At 60.4% G+C, this 16,045-nt stretch carries 19 protein-coding genes and 3 pseudogenes; 8 read left to right on the forward strand and 14 right to left on the reverse strand.

What is annotated here, in order from left to right; genetic code table 11:
• Nucleotides 1-86: 86 nt before the first annotated feature.
• The 3 genes from ACV7GQ_RS19145 (at nt 87) to ACV7GQ_RS19155 (ending at nt 3,635) form a co-directional block, all read left to right on the forward strand.
• Nucleotides 87-458, forward strand: a complete 372-nt coding sequence (locus ACV7GQ_RS19145; RefSeq protein WP_470313549.1) for a VOC family protein — start codon at nt 87-89, stop codon at nt 456-458.
• A gap of 144 nt (nt 459-602) precedes the next feature.
• Nucleotides 603-1,907, forward strand: coding sequence for a malate synthase AceB (aceB, locus tag ACV7GQ_RS19150; protein ID WP_470313550.1), 1,305 nt, complete (start codon nt 603-605; stop codon nt 1,905-1,907).
• A 483-nt stretch (nt 1,908-2,390) separates the two neighbouring features.
• Nucleotides 2,391-3,635, forward strand: a complete 1,245-nt coding sequence (locus ACV7GQ_RS19155) for an inorganic phosphate transporter (RefSeq protein WP_470313551.1) — start codon at nt 2,391-2,393, stop codon at nt 3,633-3,635.
• Between the two features lie 366 nt (nt 3,636-4,001).
• Here ACV7GQ_RS19155 and ACV7GQ_RS19160 read toward each other — a convergent pair.
• Nucleotides 4,002-4,202: pseudogene (locus ACV7GQ_RS19160) on the reverse strand (hypothetical protein); the annotation flags it as partial.
• Here ACV7GQ_RS19160 and ACV7GQ_RS19165 point away from each other — a divergent pair.
• Nucleotides 4,196-4,498: pseudogene (locus ACV7GQ_RS19165) on the forward strand (transcriptional regulator TrmB); the annotation flags it as partial. The pseudogenes ACV7GQ_RS19160 and ACV7GQ_RS19165 overlap by 7 nt on opposite strands.
• A 46-nt stretch (nt 4,499-4,544) precedes the next feature.
• On the opposite strand, the gene ACV7GQ_RS19170 reads toward ACV7GQ_RS19165, so the two are convergent.
• The 8 genes and pseudogenes from ACV7GQ_RS19170 to ACV7GQ_RS19205 form a co-directional block, all read right to left on the reverse strand.
• A complete protein-coding gene (locus ACV7GQ_RS19170; RefSeq protein ID WP_470313552.1) occupies nt 4,545-4,979 on the reverse strand; it encodes a PIN domain-containing protein in 435 nt (144 codons plus the stop codon).
• Entirely contained in the window at nt 4,980-5,231 is a 252-nt protein-coding gene (locus tag ACV7GQ_RS19175; RefSeq protein WP_470313553.1) for an AbrB/MazE/SpoVT family DNA-binding domain-containing protein, read from the reverse strand.
• 91 nt (nt 5,232-5,322) lie between these two features.
• Nucleotides 5,323-5,526, reverse strand: a pseudogene (locus tag ACV7GQ_RS19180) (hypothetical protein); the annotation flags it as partial.
• Nucleotides 5,527-5,751: 225 nt separating this feature from the next.
• Complete coding sequence (gene trxA / locus ACV7GQ_RS19185) at nt 5,752-6,111, reverse strand: thioredoxin (RefSeq protein WP_470313554.1); 360 nt, start codon at nt 6,109-6,111, stop codon at nt 5,752-5,754.
• A gap of 160 nt (nt 6,112-6,271) precedes the next feature.
• Nucleotides 6,272-6,676 (reverse strand): helix-turn-helix domain-containing protein, encoded by a 405-nt coding sequence (locus ACV7GQ_RS19190; RefSeq protein WP_470313555.1) that lies wholly within the window; start codon nt 6,674-6,676, stop codon nt 6,272-6,274.
• Between the two features lie 440 nt (nt 6,677-7,116).
• On the reverse strand, nt 7,117-7,536 hold the full coding sequence (locus tag ACV7GQ_RS19195; protein ID WP_470313556.1) for a DUF6691 family protein: 420 nt from the start codon (nt 7,534-7,536) through the stop codon (nt 7,117-7,119).
• On the reverse strand, nt 7,533-8,090 hold the full coding sequence (locus ACV7GQ_RS19200) for a YeeE/YedE family protein (RefSeq protein WP_470313557.1): 558 nt from the start codon (nt 8,088-8,090) through the stop codon (nt 7,533-7,535). Before ACV7GQ_RS19200 ends, ACV7GQ_RS19195 begins: the two co-directional genes overlap by 4 nt.
• An 8-nt stretch (nt 8,091-8,098) precedes the next feature.
• Nucleotides 8,099-9,292: an MBL fold metallo-hydrolase gene (locus tag ACV7GQ_RS19205; protein ID WP_470313558.1), complete on the reverse strand. Its 1,194-nt coding sequence runs from the start codon at nt 9,290-9,292 to the stop codon at nt 8,099-8,101.
• 248 nt (nt 9,293-9,540) lie between these two features.
• Between ACV7GQ_RS19205 and ACV7GQ_RS19210 the strand changes: the two genes are divergently transcribed.
• Genes ACV7GQ_RS19210 through ACV7GQ_RS19220 form a run of 3 tightly spaced genes read left to right on the forward strand, consistent with a single transcriptional unit; the run spans nt 9,541 to nt 10,589 of the window.
• On the forward strand, nt 9,541-9,786 hold the full coding sequence (locus ACV7GQ_RS19210) for a sulfurtransferase TusA family protein (RefSeq protein WP_470313559.1): 246 nt from the start codon (nt 9,541-9,543) through the stop codon (nt 9,784-9,786).
• A 2-nt stretch (nt 9,787-9,788) separates the two neighbouring features.
• Nucleotides 9,789-10,361, forward strand: coding sequence for a DsrE/DsrF/DrsH-like family protein (locus ACV7GQ_RS19215; protein ID WP_470313560.1), 573 nt, complete (start codon nt 9,789-9,791; stop codon nt 10,359-10,361).
• Between the two features lie 6 nt (nt 10,362-10,367).
• Complete coding sequence (locus ACV7GQ_RS19220; RefSeq protein WP_470313561.1) at nt 10,368-10,589, forward strand: HalOD1 output domain-containing protein; 222 nt, start codon at nt 10,368-10,370, stop codon at nt 10,587-10,589.
• Nucleotides 10,590-10,817: 228 nt separating this feature from the next.
• Here ACV7GQ_RS19220 and ACV7GQ_RS19225 read toward each other — a convergent pair whose 3' ends face one another.
• From ACV7GQ_RS19225 to ACV7GQ_RS19235, 3 genes are read right to left on the reverse strand one after another with little or no spacing between them, the layout of a single operon-like run.
• Nucleotides 10,818-11,441 (reverse strand): helical membrane plugin domain-containing protein, encoded by a 624-nt coding sequence (locus ACV7GQ_RS19225; RefSeq protein ID WP_470313562.1) that lies wholly within the window; start codon nt 11,439-11,441, stop codon nt 10,818-10,820.
• Between the two features lie 2 nt (nt 11,442-11,443).
• A complete protein-coding gene (locus tag ACV7GQ_RS19230; RefSeq protein ID WP_470313563.1) occupies nt 11,444-12,589 on the reverse strand; it encodes an NAD(P)/FAD-dependent oxidoreductase in 1,146 nt (381 codons plus the stop codon).
• A complete protein-coding gene (locus ACV7GQ_RS19235; RefSeq protein ID WP_470313564.1) occupies nt 12,586-12,822 on the reverse strand; it encodes a sulfurtransferase TusA family protein in 237 nt (78 codons plus the stop codon). Before ACV7GQ_RS19235 ends, ACV7GQ_RS19230 begins: the two co-directional genes overlap by 4 nt.
• 826 nt (nt 12,823-13,648) lie before the next feature.
• Here ACV7GQ_RS19235 and ACV7GQ_RS19240 point away from each other — a divergent pair.
• On the forward strand, nt 13,649-14,089 hold the full coding sequence (locus tag ACV7GQ_RS19240; protein ID WP_470313565.1) for a DUF302 domain-containing protein: 441 nt from the start codon (nt 13,649-13,651) through the stop codon (nt 14,087-14,089).
• 432 nt (nt 14,090-14,521) lie between these two features.
• Here ACV7GQ_RS19240 and ACV7GQ_RS19245 read toward each other — a convergent pair whose 3' ends face one another.
• Together ACV7GQ_RS19245 and ACV7GQ_RS19250 are read right to left on the reverse strand one after the other, a co-directional pair.
• On the reverse strand, nt 14,522-15,406 hold the full coding sequence (locus ACV7GQ_RS19245; RefSeq protein WP_470312633.1) for an IS1595 family transposase: 885 nt from the start codon (nt 15,404-15,406) through the stop codon (nt 14,522-14,524).
• 77 nt (nt 15,407-15,483) lie between these two features.
• Nucleotides 15,484-16,041 (reverse strand): hypothetical protein, encoded by a 558-nt coding sequence (locus tag ACV7GQ_RS19250; RefSeq protein WP_470313566.1) that lies wholly within the window; start codon nt 16,039-16,041, stop codon nt 15,484-15,486.
• Between the last annotated feature and the right edge of the window lie 4 nt (nt 16,042-16,045).

Raw genomic sequence — 16,045 nt, forward strand, 5'->3', positions numbered from 1 at the left:
CTGACAGAGTCCTGTCCGAGCGTAGAGCAGACGCCCCCGTACGGTAGCCGGTAAGGATTTGAGGCCAGGGCGACACGACGCCGACTATGACGTTCCTACACGTCTGTCTGAACGTGGCCGACGCAGAACGCGCCGCCGACTGGTACGAGGCCAACCTCGGCTTCGAGCGATCGTGGGAATTCAACACCGACGACGGCACCCACAACCTCTACGTCGCCGACGACGACGGCGTCGAACTTCAGCTGTCCGATACCGACGGCGAAGACGAGTTCGAGGCGGGCACTGCCTACGATCACTTCGCGGTGAAGGTCGACGACGTCGACGCTGCTTTCGAGGAAATCGACCACCACGGCGTCGTGAGCGAACCGGCTGACCAGCCCGCCGCCGGCGCGCGGACCGCCTTCGTGAAAGACCCCGACGGCCACACGGTCGAACTTATCGAACCGCTGGCGGAGTGACGACGACCCAGGCCGTCCGGAAGCGTGGCAGCGTCCCCGGCAACGATTCGATATCCTCCGGACTCGTTAGCGAGCCCTTTTGTCAGGGCCTTTCCGAATGATTAATATTTTGGGATGGGCAGGCGAAAGGGCCTCACGACCGCCATGACCGTTCAACGACACTACGACCGCGAGTTCGTCCGAACGTTCTTCACCTCGCCGACTGCCGTCGAGGGCGAGGACGACTCAGCGAAGATGATCCGCAGCGCTGCTCAGCTACGCGGGATGCAGGCTCCGGACGTGTGGATACCGGACAACGAGGACGCCACAGCGCCAAATATGCGCGACGAGGGCGTCGAGAACATCATCGACGTCGTCTCCGAGCACGGCGCGGACTTCCCAGGCGAGATTCACCCCCGCGTCGTCTGGCACCGAGAGGACCCCTCGAAGCGGCACGACGGGTTCCAGTACATGATGGAAATCGCCAACCCGGAGAACGGAGCTGTCGACCACATCGACGGCTTCGTCATCCCCGAGGTCGGCGACATCGACGACTGGAAGAAGGCCGACGAGTTCTTCACCATCGTCGAAAACGAGCACGGCCTCAAGGAGGGAAGCCTCTCGATGTCGGTCATCGTCGAGTCCGGCGAGGCGGAGATTGCCCTCAACCGCATCCGTGACGAGATGGGCAAGCCGTCGAACAACCTCGAGCGGATGTTCATGCTCGTGGACGGCGAGGTTGACTACACGAAGGACATGCGCGCGATGACGCCGACGGGCGAACTGCCCGAGTGGCCGGAACTCCGGCACAACACCTCGAAGGGCGCCAGCGCCGCGGGCCTGATCGCTGTCGACGGACCGTACGACAACATCCGCGACGTTGAAGGCTACCGCGATCGGATGGAGGCCAACCGCGCCAAGGGAATGACCGGCATATGGTCGCTCACACCCAAGCAAGTCGAGGTGGCGAACAAGGCTCCACTCCCCCCGAAGACAGGAACGTGGCTGCTAGAGGTCGGTGGCGAAGACGTCGAACTCGCCACAGAGGACGGTCGCGAGGTGTACGACGGCAACGACGTCTCTCTCGAGGAGACGGCCGACGGCTACGTCCTCGCTATCGACGGTGACGAACACGAACTCACCGAGTCGGAACTCGTCGACGAACTGCTCGACCGTACCTCCTACGTGCCGAGTATGGACGACATGGTGGAGTCGATGGAAGAGTTCGAGGCCGCCAAGGAGGCCGGGAAGGGTGCCATCGCGATGTCGCAGGCCGCCACGCTCGCAATCGATGGCGTCGAGGTCGATCTCAGCAAGGACCGGATGTGGGACGAGGCGACCTACCAGGCCGCCCAGACCCCCATCGACCTGTTCCAGGACGTCTACGAGCACCGTCCGGACCAGCACGAGGAACTTGAGGAGATGTACGGCGCCGAAGTCGTCGAGCGAGCGACCCAGGTCGGGGACTGACAACCGACGCCGGGTATCGAGCGGGCCGGCCCACCGGTCGGTGTCCGGGTGACGGCGCTCATCCAGACGAACCCCGGTCATAATTACGAGAGCCGACTGCAGGCGGTTCCTGTGCCGTGAATCAATGGTCGTACGCGGGCGGTACGGAGAGCGCCCGCACGCCCGGACTGGTCAGTCGCGGGCGACGCGGAAAGCGGCAGCGGCGAGCGGGGCGGGAGTGACGGACACAACAACCGCGACCGTCTCTCGACGCCCTTGCGTACCAATTCCCCGGCCCGTGCGACCACATGGCATTCGAAGGACTGGCGGCCCGGAACAGAGAGGTAGCCGTACCACTCGATACGCGCTGCTGTCGGGGCCAGGACAGAGAAGCATAGATACCTATACCGGTGGCTGGCTGTCGTGACAGCTGGGTAGGAAACACTCTCCACCGATGTCGGGGATTATTTTAGAGACCGGAACTGTTGGCCCACGTACAACCGGATGGTGTCACTGTTAACCGTCGCGGGCATCGCTGTGGCCGTATTCGTTGGGTTCAACATCGGCGGCTCGTCGACAGGCGTGGCGTTCGGGCCGGCGGTCGGCTCACGCCTCGTTCGGAAGGCGACCGCCGGGGTCCTCTTCGTCGGCTTCGGGTTCCTCGGGGCATGGACCGTCGGACGGAACGTCATCGCGACGATGAGCAGCAGTATCGTGCCGGCAGCTCAGTTCACGCCCATTGCAAGCGTCGGGGTTCTGTTTTTCACGGGCGCGTCGCTGTTGATATCGAACCTCTACGGCGTTCCAGCCTCCACGTCGATGACGGCTGTCGGCGCCATCGTCGGGTTGGGTCTCGCGTCGGATACGCTCAACCAGGCGCTGATGTTCGTCATCGTCTCGGCATGGATCGTCGCCCCACTGGTGAGCCTCGCCATCGGGCTCGTGGTGGGGCGCTACGTCTACCCGTATCTCGACCGCTACGTCGCGTTCACGAAGTTCGATCTCCACTTCGTCCAGCTCGACCGCTCAGGAGCGATTCCACGCCCATCGATCAACCCGAACGCCTCGGCACAGGACGTCGCCGGGTCACTCTCAGTGGTCGTCATCGGCTGTTATATGGCGTTCTCGGCGGGTGCGTCGAACGCGGCGAACGCCGTGGCGCCCCTCGTCGGGGAGGGCGGCGCCCTGACTGTCGATCAGGGGGTCCTGCTCGCGGTGGCGGCCTTCGGCCTGGGGAGTTTCACCATCGCTCGTCGGACTCTGGAGACGGTTGGGGACGACATCACGGAACTCCCCATCCTCGCGTCGTTGATCGTCTCCGTCGTCGGTGGGACGGTCATCACGATCCTCTCCTACTTGGGAATCCCTGCGAGTCTCGCGGTCAGCACAACGTCGGCGATCATCGGGCTCGGTTGGGGGCGAGCGAGTCGGGCTGCGACCCTCGCGGAGTTAGCGACGCCGACGCCCGAAAAGCCGGAGATGGACGTCGCGACCGGGGCGCTGGTTACGTCACGCGTCGAGGAGGCGCCCGCGAGTCCGACCATCGGGGACATCGCTCGACACGAAGATCCAGTGGAGGAACCGGAGGAGATCTCGAGCGTTCCGGACATCGGTGCGGAGGGACCGGCCGACCTCGACGAGCGGAGCCTCTTCGACCCAGCGGCAGCTAAGCGTATCGTCGCGATGTGGGTGTTGACACCCTCGCTAGCCGTCGCCGCCTCCTACCCGGTGTTCGCAGTGCTGCTGTAGCGGTGGGCGGACGTTCTACGAGCGTTGATACACGCCCGATACGGTCGGTGGCGAACGACACAGAGGTCCAGCGAACGCAGTGGGCGGGACGTCGGTGAACTTTGCTCACCGGAAGGTGGCAGCGGCGAACGGGTTGGGCTGGTACGTCTACTCCTGTCCAGCCGGCCACGACATTTGGCGACTCAGATTTTGGTCCTGGTGGACTCAGAAAGGGCGAGGCCGCCCCCCGATCCAGCAAGCACCCTGGGACGAGGCCCGCAGCGGCGTTCTCGTGAGCGAAGCGGACGAGGCCAGCGAGACGCAGTCTCGCGCGGTCCATGGGTGACCGGCGTTGTAGCGCGTGGCTGACGGCCACTCGGAGGCCGGTCACGCGTCGAGGCGCTGGAGCAATTGCGTCACGTAGGGACTGTTCTCCCAGTTGCGGTGCGGGCTGATCGTCGTGAGCAGCGTTCGAGCTACTTTGTGACTCAGATGTCCGTTCCGGGCGTAGTCGACGATGAGCCGCGGGGTCGGGACGATCCGCGGGCTCTGTAGCACGGCGTGGATGAGTGGGAAGTTCGTTCCTCCTCACTGACCACCGCTACTACGTCTACTCCGAGGAGCTCGACGCCGTCTCGCCGGCGGCGCTCTGCTGTCACATGCTGGTAATCGACGACACCAGCCGCCACCGCTCGTACTGTCTCCTTCTGCTCAGCCACGTCGACGTCGACGAGGCGGACCTCCGAGAACAGGCGGCGAAGTATGGCCCCGAAGACGAGATCGACGCCTTGCTTCGCTACCTCGAGACGCACGGCGAGGTCGACGATGCCCGGCTCCCGGCGTGGGACGAGTTCCAGGAGCTGGCGGCTGACTACGAGGTGTGACTATCCTGAGACCGAACATCGTCACCAGCCATGCCGTCTGCCAGCGTCAGTTCGGATCGTAGGGATTCGTTGCTGTATCGAGCCGATAGACGTCTTCGACAGCGTCAAAATCGTCGTCAAACGCATACAGGTAGCCGAGCCCCTCGGTTTGCATGTACGCGACAATGCAGGCATCGACGAACGAGAGGGGTTCGTGTTGGCGGAAGAGGGCCTTCCCTGTCGCGAGGGCGTCGGTGGTGAGTGAGTCGATGTGGAAGCGGGCGTTTTCTTCGATGCGGTCGAGGAGATCGACAGCCGCGTCGTGGCCGGCGTGGGTCGTGAGGCCGTTGAGCGTTTCCGCGAGTACGTAGTCGAGGACGACTGCCTCCGGGAGCGTTCCATTGTCGATGCCCTGGAGCACGGGAAGCGCGGCATCGTGGGATCCATCCCGCCGGTATGCGGCGGCAAAGAGGACTGTCGTATCAATGAGCGCACGAGGCATTTACTCGATGTCGACGCCCCAGGCGTCGTGATCGCTCGTGACATCGGTCGGCTCCTCACCAGCGTAGCCGTCGAAGTCGGAGAACGTGCCCGTTTGCTGTTGGATCACTTGGACCCGGATGCTCCCGTCGTCTTCGAGATGCCAACGGAGTTGATCACCATCGTCGATATTGAGTTCACGCCGAATTCGGGCAGGGATGTTTGCCTGGTTTCCAGACACCTTGCTTTCGGCGTCAATTCTGTCGCTGCTCATACTTCCCGGTATGTGGCCGACCGTGAAAAGCCTAGTGTGCCGCCACACTACCCCGTAACAGTAAAGCGATTCCGACGAAGAGAATGGTGATCTACCATGGGTTCGTTGGGAGCCGGCCGTCTGGTCGGGGAATGCGGCCCCGTTTGATCTCGTGATCGACGCGACGTAGGTGCTTGCAGCCGCCTTCGGGCGAGCGCTGCTGCCAGTCGGGACAGGTACACGATTCGTCGATGACGTCGACTTCGTACCTGTTGCCGGACGCGGACTACACCTCGTAGCGGCCACCTTTCGAGAGGAATAACTCCGCGGTGAACTGCCTATCCTATTCCTCTCCGCGCTTTATCAGTTCCATGCCGCCGACAGCGTCGGAGAACTCGAGGTGGTTTTCGAAATCGGTCGTCAGTGAAAGCTAACCGCCCGGTTGGTCGCCCCTGAGAACGAGAGGGCCCGGACCGACACTGGCGGCGTATACGGCTGCCGAGAGACAAGCAATACTAAGATTCTGTACTCCCTCAGTTTTTCACTGGGTGTACCTGCCGATGAGGGAACGCAGTTGTTCCTCACCCTGCACCCCGACGATTTCTTCGACCTGTTCCCCGTCGACAAATAGTATCAGTGTCGGAACGCCCCGGACGCCGTATGTGGCTGCGAGTTGCTGGTTAGCATCGACATCGACTTTGGCGACCGCCGCATCAGTCTCTTTGGCCAGACGCTCAACCACGGGTTCGAGCATTTGGCATGGGCCACACCAATCGGCGTAGAAGTCAGTGAGGACGACGTCGTATTCTGCTACGATCTTGTCGAGCTGGGACTGGCCGTCGACGTGGAGGGGTTCGTTCGTGCTCGCGCTAGCAGCATCGGATGCAGTATCTGTTGTCATCACAAGTACGTATGCACCAGCAGTTATTAAGAGTTTTGGATAGAAATCACAATACTACCCAATATAAACTGACAGTGAAAATGGTGGCCAGAATCTCGCACTGTGAGTAATTTTCTGTCCCAAAGAGAGTATCAGAACCTGGGAGAGAGAAGCGAGAGTATTAGCTTTCGGCGGCCGGGACCGCAGTTTCAGACTCTTCGTACTTTGTCTCGAATTCCTGGATGAGCTGCCCCATTTTCGCGTACCAGTCGTTTAGCATTCGCTGCATGTCGTCGGCGATTTTGGAGGGGTCAGTTGGTGAGTAGACGTGGTAATAGCCACCCTGATCGTAGTTTATCTGATTTTTCTCGATGAACCCGGTTTGCAGCAATCGCTGAACGGCACGGTAGGCTGTCGAGCGCTCGCGGTCGACTGCGTCAGCGATCTCGTCGACGGTCAGCGGTTCTTCTGCCTCGACGAGCGCCCGAAAGCACTCCTTGTCGAGTTCTTTGAGGCCGTGGAAGCACTCCAGCAGCCCCTCGCACTCCATGTCCTGGCGGAGTTGTTCAGACATCGAATCTGGCATCGTTATCGTTGCTATGTAGATACTGAGCCACTAAAAGACTTTTGCACAGTTCGCACAATTTCGGGGAGAACCCGGACCGTCTTCCATGACGTCCTTCCTCATTCCGACTCTCCCAGGTGCAGGCGGCCCCTGCGTACCGAACTCGGGATTGGCCTCTGCCATCCTACGGTACACGAGTACAAGGATGATTCCGGCGACGAGCAGGCTGATACCACTGACGAGTCCGCCCCGATGGCTCCCGAGGCGTTGCTGCCCCGGGTAATGGCACCGGCGAATTCGAAATGCCGGCAGAGGTAAACGGCGTTGCGCCGCTCGAGACGGACAGAGTATCTTCCAATGAACAAGTTGGCGAGCGCTGCACTGGCTAAGAGAGCAGTGAGAGCGAGATACAAAGGAGTCGGTTAGTCTGCACCAGTCGCGGCGGTGTCACGCGCCCCACGCTAGCTTCGCCAGTAGCCCTGAGCATATGCGCCGACGAACATCCCGGCGAGCGCCCAGAGGATGGTGACGTTGCCGACACCGAGGCTGGCGTAGGCCGCGCCGGGGCAGATGCCCGACAGCCCCCAACCAACGCCGAAGACGGCGCCGCCGACAAGGACGTTCCGGTCGAACGGCTTCAAGCGTCGCTCGTAGGGGTCGCCAGTGAGCGGTGCAGCATCTCGAATCCTCGGCAGCAGGGCGAACGCAATTCCGGAGACGATCGCGGCGCCGAACATCACGAACGGGAGGCCAAGGTCGTCGAACTGCAGGAAGTTCAACACGACTTCCGGTCGTGCCATGTGGCTGAATCCCAGTCCGAACCCGAATACGATGCCGCCGACGAAGATTAACGGCTTGAACAACGGGTGCTTGTCGCTCATGGGCTCACCCCCAGCGCGGCTACGACCTGGGCCGTACCGATGGCTACGGTCAGGAACGTCAGCACGCCGACCAGCGACGTCTTCGACGCGGAACCGACGCCACAGACGCCGTGTCCGGACGTACAGCCCTTGCCGATCCGAGTGCCGATGCCGACCAGGATGCCGCCGACGAACAGTCGCCACGGCTGGACCTCGGTCATCCAGAGTGTCACGCCAGCGACCTCGTACAGTTGGCCGGTCGTTCCGGGCTCGTACAGCGAACTCGTGACCAATCCAGATTGGAACGTAGCAGCGAACGCCAGAGCTCCCAGGATGATGCCGGCTGTGAAGACGAGCCGCCAGTCCCGGGAGCCGACGTACTGTTTGAACCGCGACTGGTCGGAAACGTACGACAACGTCGACTCCAGGAAGGTACTCGCCCCGGCCGGGATGCCCGTCCCGATGTAGATTAGGACGGTCCCGAGGCCGACGAGAAGTCCCCCGACGGCGTAGCGACTGATTCCGTTGGGGAATAGCTCGGCAAGCGCCTGGAGCAGTACGGGGTCAGTAACCATCGGCGTCGTCAGTCACCCGCGAGCGAGTCCTGACTGGCTGCGCAGTTGTTCGGCCCGAGCTCCAGAGTAAACGCTTCCTCGTCGTCGACGGCGTTCTGGCCGAGGTTCGTCGCGATGATGTCCTCGTAGTTGGCAGGCCGCGGTGGCATGTCTGCAAGGATCAAATCGACGAATTCGGACTTCTCCATCGTGAGCGCGTCCATCTCCTCGACGAGCTCGCCGATTGGTGCGGTAAAGGTGCCGTCGACAGCGGGCTCGGCGGCGTCGCTGAAGTGGGCACCACCGACGAGCGTGTCGTCGGGCAGTGTCAGAACGCGCTCTTGCAGGGATTCGTACAGCACACGCGCGGCGTCGGGCGCACCATCGTCGCCCTCCTCGAGATCGGGGCGAGCGACGCTCTCGATGAATAGCCCGTCGCCGGTCGCAAGCAGGCTGTCGCCAACGAGGTACGAGGTCATCCCGGTCGTGTGGCCGGGCGTGTGGACAGCCTCGATGGTGGCGTTTCCGACATTGAAGATGTCGCCGTCTGCGGCCGTGGTCAGCTCGTCGGTGTACGTGATGCCGCGGTCGACGGCAGCCTCAGGGATGACGCCCTCTACGCCCTCAGCGTCGAGGTCGCGGACGCCAGAGATGTGGTCGGCGTGGATGTGTGTGTCCAGCGCGTACTGCAGGTCGACACCGAGATCTTCGGCGTCCGCGAGGTAGCGATCGGTGAACGCCCGCAGCGGGTCGATGACCGCGGCCTCACCGTCGCCGTACAGCAGGTAGCCGAGACAACCCGAGGAGGGGCGCTGGTACTGCAGTAGCGTGCCGGCACCGTCGTAGCGTTCGACTTTGACAGCCTCGTATATGCTCGCCCAGCCGTTCATGCCGTCCTCGAGGTGGTTCACCTCGTAGCCGAGCTCTGCGAGGGTACCAGCGACGTACTCGCTGGCGCCGCCCTTCGCACACAGGACGGTAACCTCCCGGTCCGCCGGTATCTGCTCGAGAACGTCCGCATCGACGTCGTCCTCGAGGAACTCGAAATATGGGACGTTAATCGACGTGACGTTGTCGCCATCGATGCGCCATTCCTCGTAGTCCGATTGCATACGCGCGTCGAGAAGCGTGACGTCCTCGCCAGCATCAATACGACTCTTCAGCGTTTCTGGGTCGATAGATTCGACGTCGACATCCGGAGTCGGGAAGTCGTCGGCGTTCATGTTGTGCAGTCGCTTCTACTGGGCCGACGTACAAAAGAATTTGCATAGTAGTTCCCTTACTAAGCAATACTACTGGACCTCTACTCCTCTCAGAAAGACTCATTCTACAAATTCACCGTTCTAAATCCCTCTCACCTGTGGACCGGGGCAGGTAGTAGTTCACAATATACACAAGAATCGACAATGTTTTAATTGTGCAGGGGGTATTGTGTGATAGCTCCAATACAGACTAACGGAGCAGATAACCAATGAGTGCTGAATTCGACATCACAGAGACGCTCGACGTCAAAGGTGCATCGTGCCCCATGCCAGTTGTAAAGACGAAGGCCGCCATCGATGAACTCGCCGAAGGTGAGGTCCTCGAAGTGCTGGCGACCGATTCGGGGAGTATGAGTGACATCGACGGGTGGGCGTCCGGCACTGAAGGCGTCGAACTCGTCAATCAAATGGAGGGGGACGACGTATACAAACACTACGTCCGCAAGACAGCGTAACGATGAGTACGGACACACCCGACGCCTCAGCCGAAGACACACCCTCCCGTGCGGAGCTGGCCGCACGCGTGGACGAATTGGAGGACGCACTCGCCGAGGCAACCGACGAGGACGACGGCAAGAAGATGAGCATCATCGCAACGAAGGGAACGCTGGATATGGCGTACCCGCCACTCATCCTCGCCAGCACTGCGGCTGCGTTCGATTACGAGGTGACAGTCTTCCATACGTTTTGGGGACTGGACATCCTCCACGAAGAACGCTCGAAGAACTTGAAACTCAGCTCCGTCGGGAACCCTAACATGCCCGTCCCAAACGCCGTCGCGGCGCTCCCTGGGATGGACCGCGTGACGACGAAGATGATGGAGAAGCGGATTGCGGACAACGACACGGCCACTATCGAGGAACTCCTCGAGACGAGCCTCGACATGGGCGTGGAGTTCCAGGCCTGTCAGATGACCATCGACCTGATGGACTACGACGAGGACGACTTCTACGATGGTGTCACTACCGGTGTCGGCGCGGCGACTGCTCTTCAGGATATGGCCGACGCCGACATTCAGCTCCTCGTCTGACCGTTGATGAATACACTCAAAGACCCGGTCCCGCAAATCGTCGACGTCGTTGCAGAAGCAGAGGGCCTCGAGCCAGTCACACTCGACCCGCCGCTAGCCGAGGTCGTCGACATGGATGCGCTCGAAACATTGATCGAGCATTCGACGGCATCTGACCTCGAAATCCGATTCACGTATCGTGGTCACGACGTCGTCGTCGACGACAGCGGTCGCGTACAGGTCAAGTGAACTACCCCATCCTACTCGCACTATTCGTCTCTGCTATTCTGGTTGCCATTGTAGACTCTACGTACCGAGGTGATTGATTGTCTTGGGTACACTGTACAATATTATTGACATCCCTCTGGAAAATCGACCGGCACATCAGATATCGCTATCGGGGGCCGAGGTAGCTGTTGGTCGCTATAGAAATGGAAGGAGGAAGTCCACGACCTTCATCGTAGACTGAATCCATCACTAGGATTGGCCGTCGCTCCGTTCCCGGCCGATGGCGCCTGCAAGCGCCAACAGGTAGCCCAGCCCATACTGGACATCCTGATCACGTAAGCCGCGAAGTAGGCCGACACCCCCAACCTGCTTGGGTGACTTCCGCTCCGCTTCACCAACACTCTCTAACAGAGTTTCGATGCCATCACGAGTGTCATCGTCAGACGTCGTCTGCGCAATCTCGCCGAGCGCGGCTCCGGTGCCGGCTAGTGACGTGATCATCTCGTCGTCGAGCGCTGCAGTTACCAGTGACCCGACCTCCGCGAGTTCGGCCAGATCGTCGAGGGTGCCGCTCCGCTGGAGCTCAAGCAAGGTTTCGAGTGCCTCACGCAGTTCGTCACCGTTCTCACCGATTGTCTCGGCCAGCACCACGGTCTCGTCGGTCGCAAGTCCGTCAGCGGACTCTGCCAATGTCGAACCCGTCGCCGATAGCTCCCGGACCATCTCGTCGTCGAGCGCGCTCTCGCCCAGCGAGAGTACATCCAGTAGCTCGTTGACGGCGTCGAGGTGGTCAACGAACTCGAGAACAGCCTCGGGATTCTGTTCGATTGCCGACTCCAGATCAGCCCGCTGGGATACCTGTTCTTCAGACATTATCAGAGCAGTCCTCGTGCGGTCAGCCAATAGGATTCGTTGTACGCCAACTTCGACCAGTGGAGTTTCTCCGAGGGCGACGCTGGCGACGGCGGATTCTCGTAGTCGAATTCGACGAACGAAGCTGCGTCCATCCCCGTCTCGATGAAGCACAGCGTCTTTCCATCGTAGGTCGCTGTCGCCGGGCGGCCCCGTATCTTGCTGGCGAGGCGCTGTCCGACAACGCTGGCCTGGTAGTGGGCGACGCTGCCCGCATTCGGGACACCGGTGTCGGCGGTGTCACCGAGCGCGTACACGTTCTCAGCGGCCTCGGCTTCAAGCGTTCGCTTGTCGACGTCGACCCAGCCGTCGTCGCCGAGGCTGGCCTTCTCGATCAGGTCGACGCCGGCATGGGGTGGGATCGCCACGAGTAGGTCATAGTCGAGTTCGGTCCCCTCCATCGATGTGATGGTCTCCGCTTCGGGGTCGACCGATTCGGCGTTGAAGAACGTCTCCACCTTGATATCGCGTTCCTCCATGATGGGACGGGCCCACTCGGCGATGTGGGGATTACCATGGACACGCTGGATCGGGTATGTGTAGGTGATGTCCACGTCCTCCCGCAAGCCCCGCTCGCGGAGCCAGTCGTCGGCCATGAAGACGAACTCGAGGGGTGCCGCTGGACACATGTGGGGTGTCCCGATGACGCTCAACACTAGATCGCCATCCGTGAACTCAAGCAGTTCGTCGCGCAGTTTAGTTGCCCCCGACTCACTGTAGTAGTCGTACCCGCCCTCCGTGAGGCCGGGAATCCGTTCGGGCTCCAGTGTTGATCCGGTCGCGAGGACGAGGTAATCGTAACCGATTGACGAGGCGCTCTCGTCGAATTGGAGCCGTTGGGTCTCGGTGTCGATGTCGCACACGCGGTCGATCTTCAGGTCAACGGCGTCGTCGACGAGCTCGTCGAGCGACCGGCGGCCGTCATCCGGTTCGCGTTGGCCAAACGGCACGTACAACCAGACAGGCTTGTAGATGTGATCCGGATCGTCGTTGACTAACGTGATGCGAACGTCGCCGGTGTCGAGCTCCCGTTCGAGTCGGTCGGCGAGATCGTTCGCGAGGACAGTTCCACCGGTCCCCCCGCCAACGATGACGACGTGCTCAGTCATGCTTTCTCCACGTAGAACGCATTGTGGTCGTCAAACTCCTCAACCGCTAACAGCTCGTTGCCGGCTTCCTCGGCCCACTCGGGAACGTCGGTGAGTGACTGGTCGTTATCGCTCAGAAGTCTTATCACGTCACCGGAATCGACACTCCGAATCTTTCCGATGAGGTCCATCAGTGGACCGGGGCAGGCTGCGCCTCTAGCATCGACGGTTTCGTCGGGTTCGATGTCAGTCATAGATCTCTCACAGTCAGTAATTGGGAGGGGAGCGTATTAGTATTGTGCGACGTTTCCAAGATTCTGAAAATCTAATCTCGAGACCGTCAATGTTCACTCGCCGAAGACTCACAGAATAGTCGAGAGCCCATCGCTTGAAGAGGTGTCCGTAGTTGTATGGCGGCAGGTCGACCTGCCGATGGAACACGGACAACGAGGCCGTGTGCACGATATCTTCGGTTTCTCCGTGCGCTATTCGAAGTCCGGTTGGGGCCCCACGAGGCTTGGCCTCGACAGTCGTCGTTTCGCGCGCCCGCTCGTGCCAGGTGATGATTACCAGCCTTCCGCCAAGTTCCATCTCGTCGCAAATATTCTGGACAAATCCTTTCTGGTCGTCAACACCGTGGAATGTGTTCGCCAAGACAAGTGTGTTGACACGTCGGGGAGTACTGTGGGCAGATTTCGCGCGCCGCACCGTATTGGCACGATGTTTTCGAGATTATGGTGTTCTGCGATGCGCTTCCCTCCAGCAGGGGCATAAGTCCCCCGCTGGAGGGGCGTTCAGTCAGTACGCCCAGAAGTCGGGGATCATGACCGTGAACGCGACTGAGGTAGCGTCCGATATGCCTGTCTCGGCAGAACGAGAGTCCACCGACAAGCCCACCGATTCAGCGGTGGGTAGCTGACAGTGGAAAGTAGTGTGACGGGTGACTCCCAGAGTGATTCTCGAACACCACAAAAATCCAGTAGCCATGAAATGAACTAAGAGACACAATCCATTTGAGACTGCACCCCCGCAGGAAAAATACGAAGGAGTTTTGTTCTATAAGCCCAATATAGCACACGGATGGTACTCCCTATCGACCCGACACAGATTGACCCTGCAGACATCGGTGAAGAACAGGAAACGCTCGAGATGAGTCATGAAGACGCCATCGAACACGTCCGTGACGTGTTTACGGATGCCGGCTTCGGTGTCCCCGTCGAGTTCTCTCCATCCGAGATGCTCAACGAGAAAGTCGACGCGGGCCGGGACCCCTATTACGTGCTCGGTGCGTGTAATCCCGAAGTCGCCGACCGCGCGCTTGATGCGACCGACAACAAACTCGGCGCGCTCATGGCTTGTAACGTCGTCATCTGGGAAGAAGAACCTGGCAAGCAGGTTGTCTATCACGTCTCAATCATGCGGATCGCCCGACTGGTCGGAATGGCTCCGGATAACGAAGCGATGGCAGACATCGTCGCCGATACTGGTGAACTCGTCGACGAGGCATTCTCGAACCTCTAATCCAGAGTCTCACACGATTGATGTCGATTGTGCCGACAAACTTCGGGCTGGCCTGGCCACCATGGGCTTGACGTGGTTTTTGCAAGTCCCACGCCGTCGAATCCTGGCTGGGAAGTCTACCCCGGAAATGAATATGCGATTCACAGGAGTGCTCGATCCATTACCGGCCGAGCGTCGCTCTATATCTGTTCCAGTGTAGTTGCTGTGTGTGGAACGCTCCTTCCTTGGACTGCACATTGCTCTCCGGATTCATACGACCCCGACCGACAATCGCCTAAGATCTGCCCAGACTGGGTGTGAGCCTTGCAATCGAATCTCGGTGAACTCGCCAGTGATGATTTCCTCCGTATCTATTGTTGGCCTGGACCCGCCATCGAACTCTCTCCCCCAAATGATATACTAACTCCGCTCATCCGTAGCACATTGTTGATTTCACAGTGTCGCTCGAACAGCGTGCTTGAGAGCATCTCGGCCGGGTTTCCGAAACAGCTCTCGGCGCAGCTGAAACGCTCTGAGATACTGTGTTAGCTTGTCTTTGGAGATTCCTCGGTGGGGCGAGAGCCACCGTCGCACCTGCGACGCGTGGCTCTCGCAGGTGTTGACGTGGACCTCGTCGTCGGCGTATTCGCCGTCGCCGTGGACGACGTATTCGCGGTCGAATGCGTCGTCGTCTTCGAGCGGTTCGTACGCTCGAAAGCCGTCGGTATAGACGGTGAGCGACTCCTGCTGGCGGTCGGCCAGCAGGAGTCGAATCGTCGATTCGTCCGCGGCTTTCGACGGGATCACGTACCGCTGTCCGGTGCCGCGGTCAGCGAGAATGAACACCGGTGGCTTGTCGCCGCTATACGAACCACGCCCGCGCGTGGACAGGCCACGCGAGCGCGACTCCCGGTCGCGCTCGCGGCCTTTCTTCCCCGCAGAAACGTACACTTCGTCGATTTCGACGGGTCCGACAAGATCGAGAGAAGGCGCATCGAGCGCTCTGGCGAAGCGCTCGATGCGCCGGTGCATCGTTTTGTGTGTTACTCCGATTTCGCACTGTAGTTGGCGGAGACTCGTGTTAAACCGGAGGAACGCGTAAATTGAGAACAACCACCGACGGAGCGCAATCTTCGAATGAGCGAAGATTGTGCCGGTCTTGTCGTTGAACGTTCGGTCGCAATTCTTACAGAGATACCGTTGAAACTCTCTGTAGCTGCCGTTTCTGACCGTCCGGTCAGAACGGCAGCGAGGACAGGTAACACCGTCACGCCAGCGAACCTGTTCCAGCAGGTCCGCTGCGACCGATTCCGACCCAAACACATCTAGCGGAATCATTCGTGTCGGGCACCGCTGACGCGGTGCCCTTGTCCTCTTCGACTCCGCAGCTACCGCTCTGCAGTATCAACAATCTTCTACGCAAGAGCGACGACGATAAGTAGCCCGCCCGCGGTAGCGATGGCCGAGTTGAACACTAGCAACACCACCAGTTGACTGGCGCTTTTCAGACTGTTGAGCCACGTTACGGTACTCGGGTAGCCGGCGGCGCTGACCAGACTCGAGACGACCTGTGTCAGCGCTGTCGAGACAGCAAAGAGGACAGCCAACCCGAACAGGTCACGACTGAATACCGCGAGCGTCGTCAAAGACTCCAGATTGGCGTACGCGAGCGCGCTTGCCAATGTGATGTAGCTGATCGCGAACAGGATAGCGAGCCCGAGATAAGCATCGACGGGTTCGCCACGCTCGCTACCGATTTTCTGCACCGTCTGGCTGATGCCTCTCACCGGCCGGAGCACCAGCGCGATGGTAAGCGCGATGAAAAAGTAGCGGCCGGTGGCGGTCGGCGACGTGACGAACGCGTAGACGACACCGCTGAGGACGTACAACGACGTCGAGAAAACCGCACCACCGGCCGTCCGAATAGAGGATTCGAGCAAGTCGACGTCGTTGCCGTTGCGCACCTCGACCATCACC

The sequence above is a fragment of the Haloarcula sp. MBLA0163 genome, assembly GCF_055632435.1.

Bases quoted from the DNA above. Each gene is read 5' to 3' on its own strand.
- ACV7GQ_RS19220 (WP_470313561.1), top strand. From the start codon at position 10,368: ATGAATACACTCAAAGACCCGGTCCCGCAAATCGTCGACGTCGTTGCA.
- ACV7GQ_RS19225 (WP_470313562.1), bottom strand. From the start codon at position 11,441: ATGTCTGAAGAACAGGTATCCCAGCGGGCTGATCTGGAGTCGGCAATC.
- ACV7GQ_RS19210 (WP_470313559.1), top strand. From the start codon at position 9,541: ATGAGTGCTGAATTCGACATCACAGAGACGCTCGACGTCAAAGGTGCA.
- ACV7GQ_RS19190 (WP_470313555.1), bottom strand. From the start codon at position 6,676: ATGCCAGATTCGATGTCTGAACAACTCCGCCAGGACATGGAGTGCGAG.
- ACV7GQ_RS19205 (WP_470313558.1), bottom strand. From the start codon at position 9,292: ATGAACGCCGACGACTTCCCGACTCCGGATGTCGACGTCGAATCTATC.
- ACV7GQ_RS19145 (WP_470313549.1), top strand. From the start codon at position 87: ATGACGTTCCTACACGTCTGTCTGAACGTGGCCGACGCAGAACGCGCC.
- ACV7GQ_RS19230 (WP_470313563.1), bottom strand. From the start codon at position 12,589: ATGACTGAGCACGTCGTCATCGTTGGCGGGGGGACCGGTGGAACTGTC.
- ACV7GQ_RS19175 (WP_470313553.1), bottom strand. From the start codon at position 5,231: ATGAGCAGCGACAGAATTGACGCCGAAAGCAAGGTGTCTGGAAACCAG.
- ACV7GQ_RS19250 (WP_470313566.1), bottom strand. From the start codon at position 16,041: ATGGTCGAGGTGCGCAACGGCAACGACGTCGACTTGCTCGAATCCTCT.
- ACV7GQ_RS19245 (WP_470312633.1), bottom strand. From the start codon at position 15,406: ATGATTCCGCTAGATGTGTTTGGGTCGGAATCGGTCGCAGCGGACCTG.
- ACV7GQ_RS19155 (WP_470313551.1), top strand. From the start codon at position 2,391: ATGGTGTCACTGTTAACCGTCGCGGGCATCGCTGTGGCCGTATTCGTT.
- ACV7GQ_RS19240 (WP_470313565.1), top strand. From the start codon at position 13,649: ATGGTACTCCCTATCGACCCGACACAGATTGACCCTGCAGACATCGGT.
- ACV7GQ_RS19200 (WP_470313557.1), bottom strand. From the start codon at position 8,090: ATGGTTACTGACCCCGTACTGCTCCAGGCGCTTGCCGAGCTATTCCCC.
- ACV7GQ_RS19195 (WP_470313556.1), bottom strand. From the start codon at position 7,536: ATGAGCGACAAGCACCCGTTGTTCAAGCCGTTAATCTTCGTCGGCGGC.
- trxA (WP_470313554.1), bottom strand. From the start codon at position 6,111: ATGACAACAGATACTGCATCCGATGCTGCTAGCGCGAGCACGAACGAA.
- aceB (WP_470313550.1), top strand. From the start codon at position 603: ATGACCGTTCAACGACACTACGACCGCGAGTTCGTCCGAACGTTCTTC.
- ACV7GQ_RS19215 (WP_470313560.1), top strand. From the start codon at position 9,789: ATGAGTACGGACACACCCGACGCCTCAGCCGAAGACACACCCTCCCGT.
- ACV7GQ_RS19170 (WP_470313552.1), bottom strand. From the start codon at position 4,979: ATGCCTCGTGCGCTCATTGATACGACAGTCCTCTTTGCCGCCGCATAC.
- ACV7GQ_RS19235 (WP_470313564.1), bottom strand. From the start codon at position 12,822: ATGACTGACATCGAACCCGACGAAACCGTCGATGCTAGAGGCGCAGCC.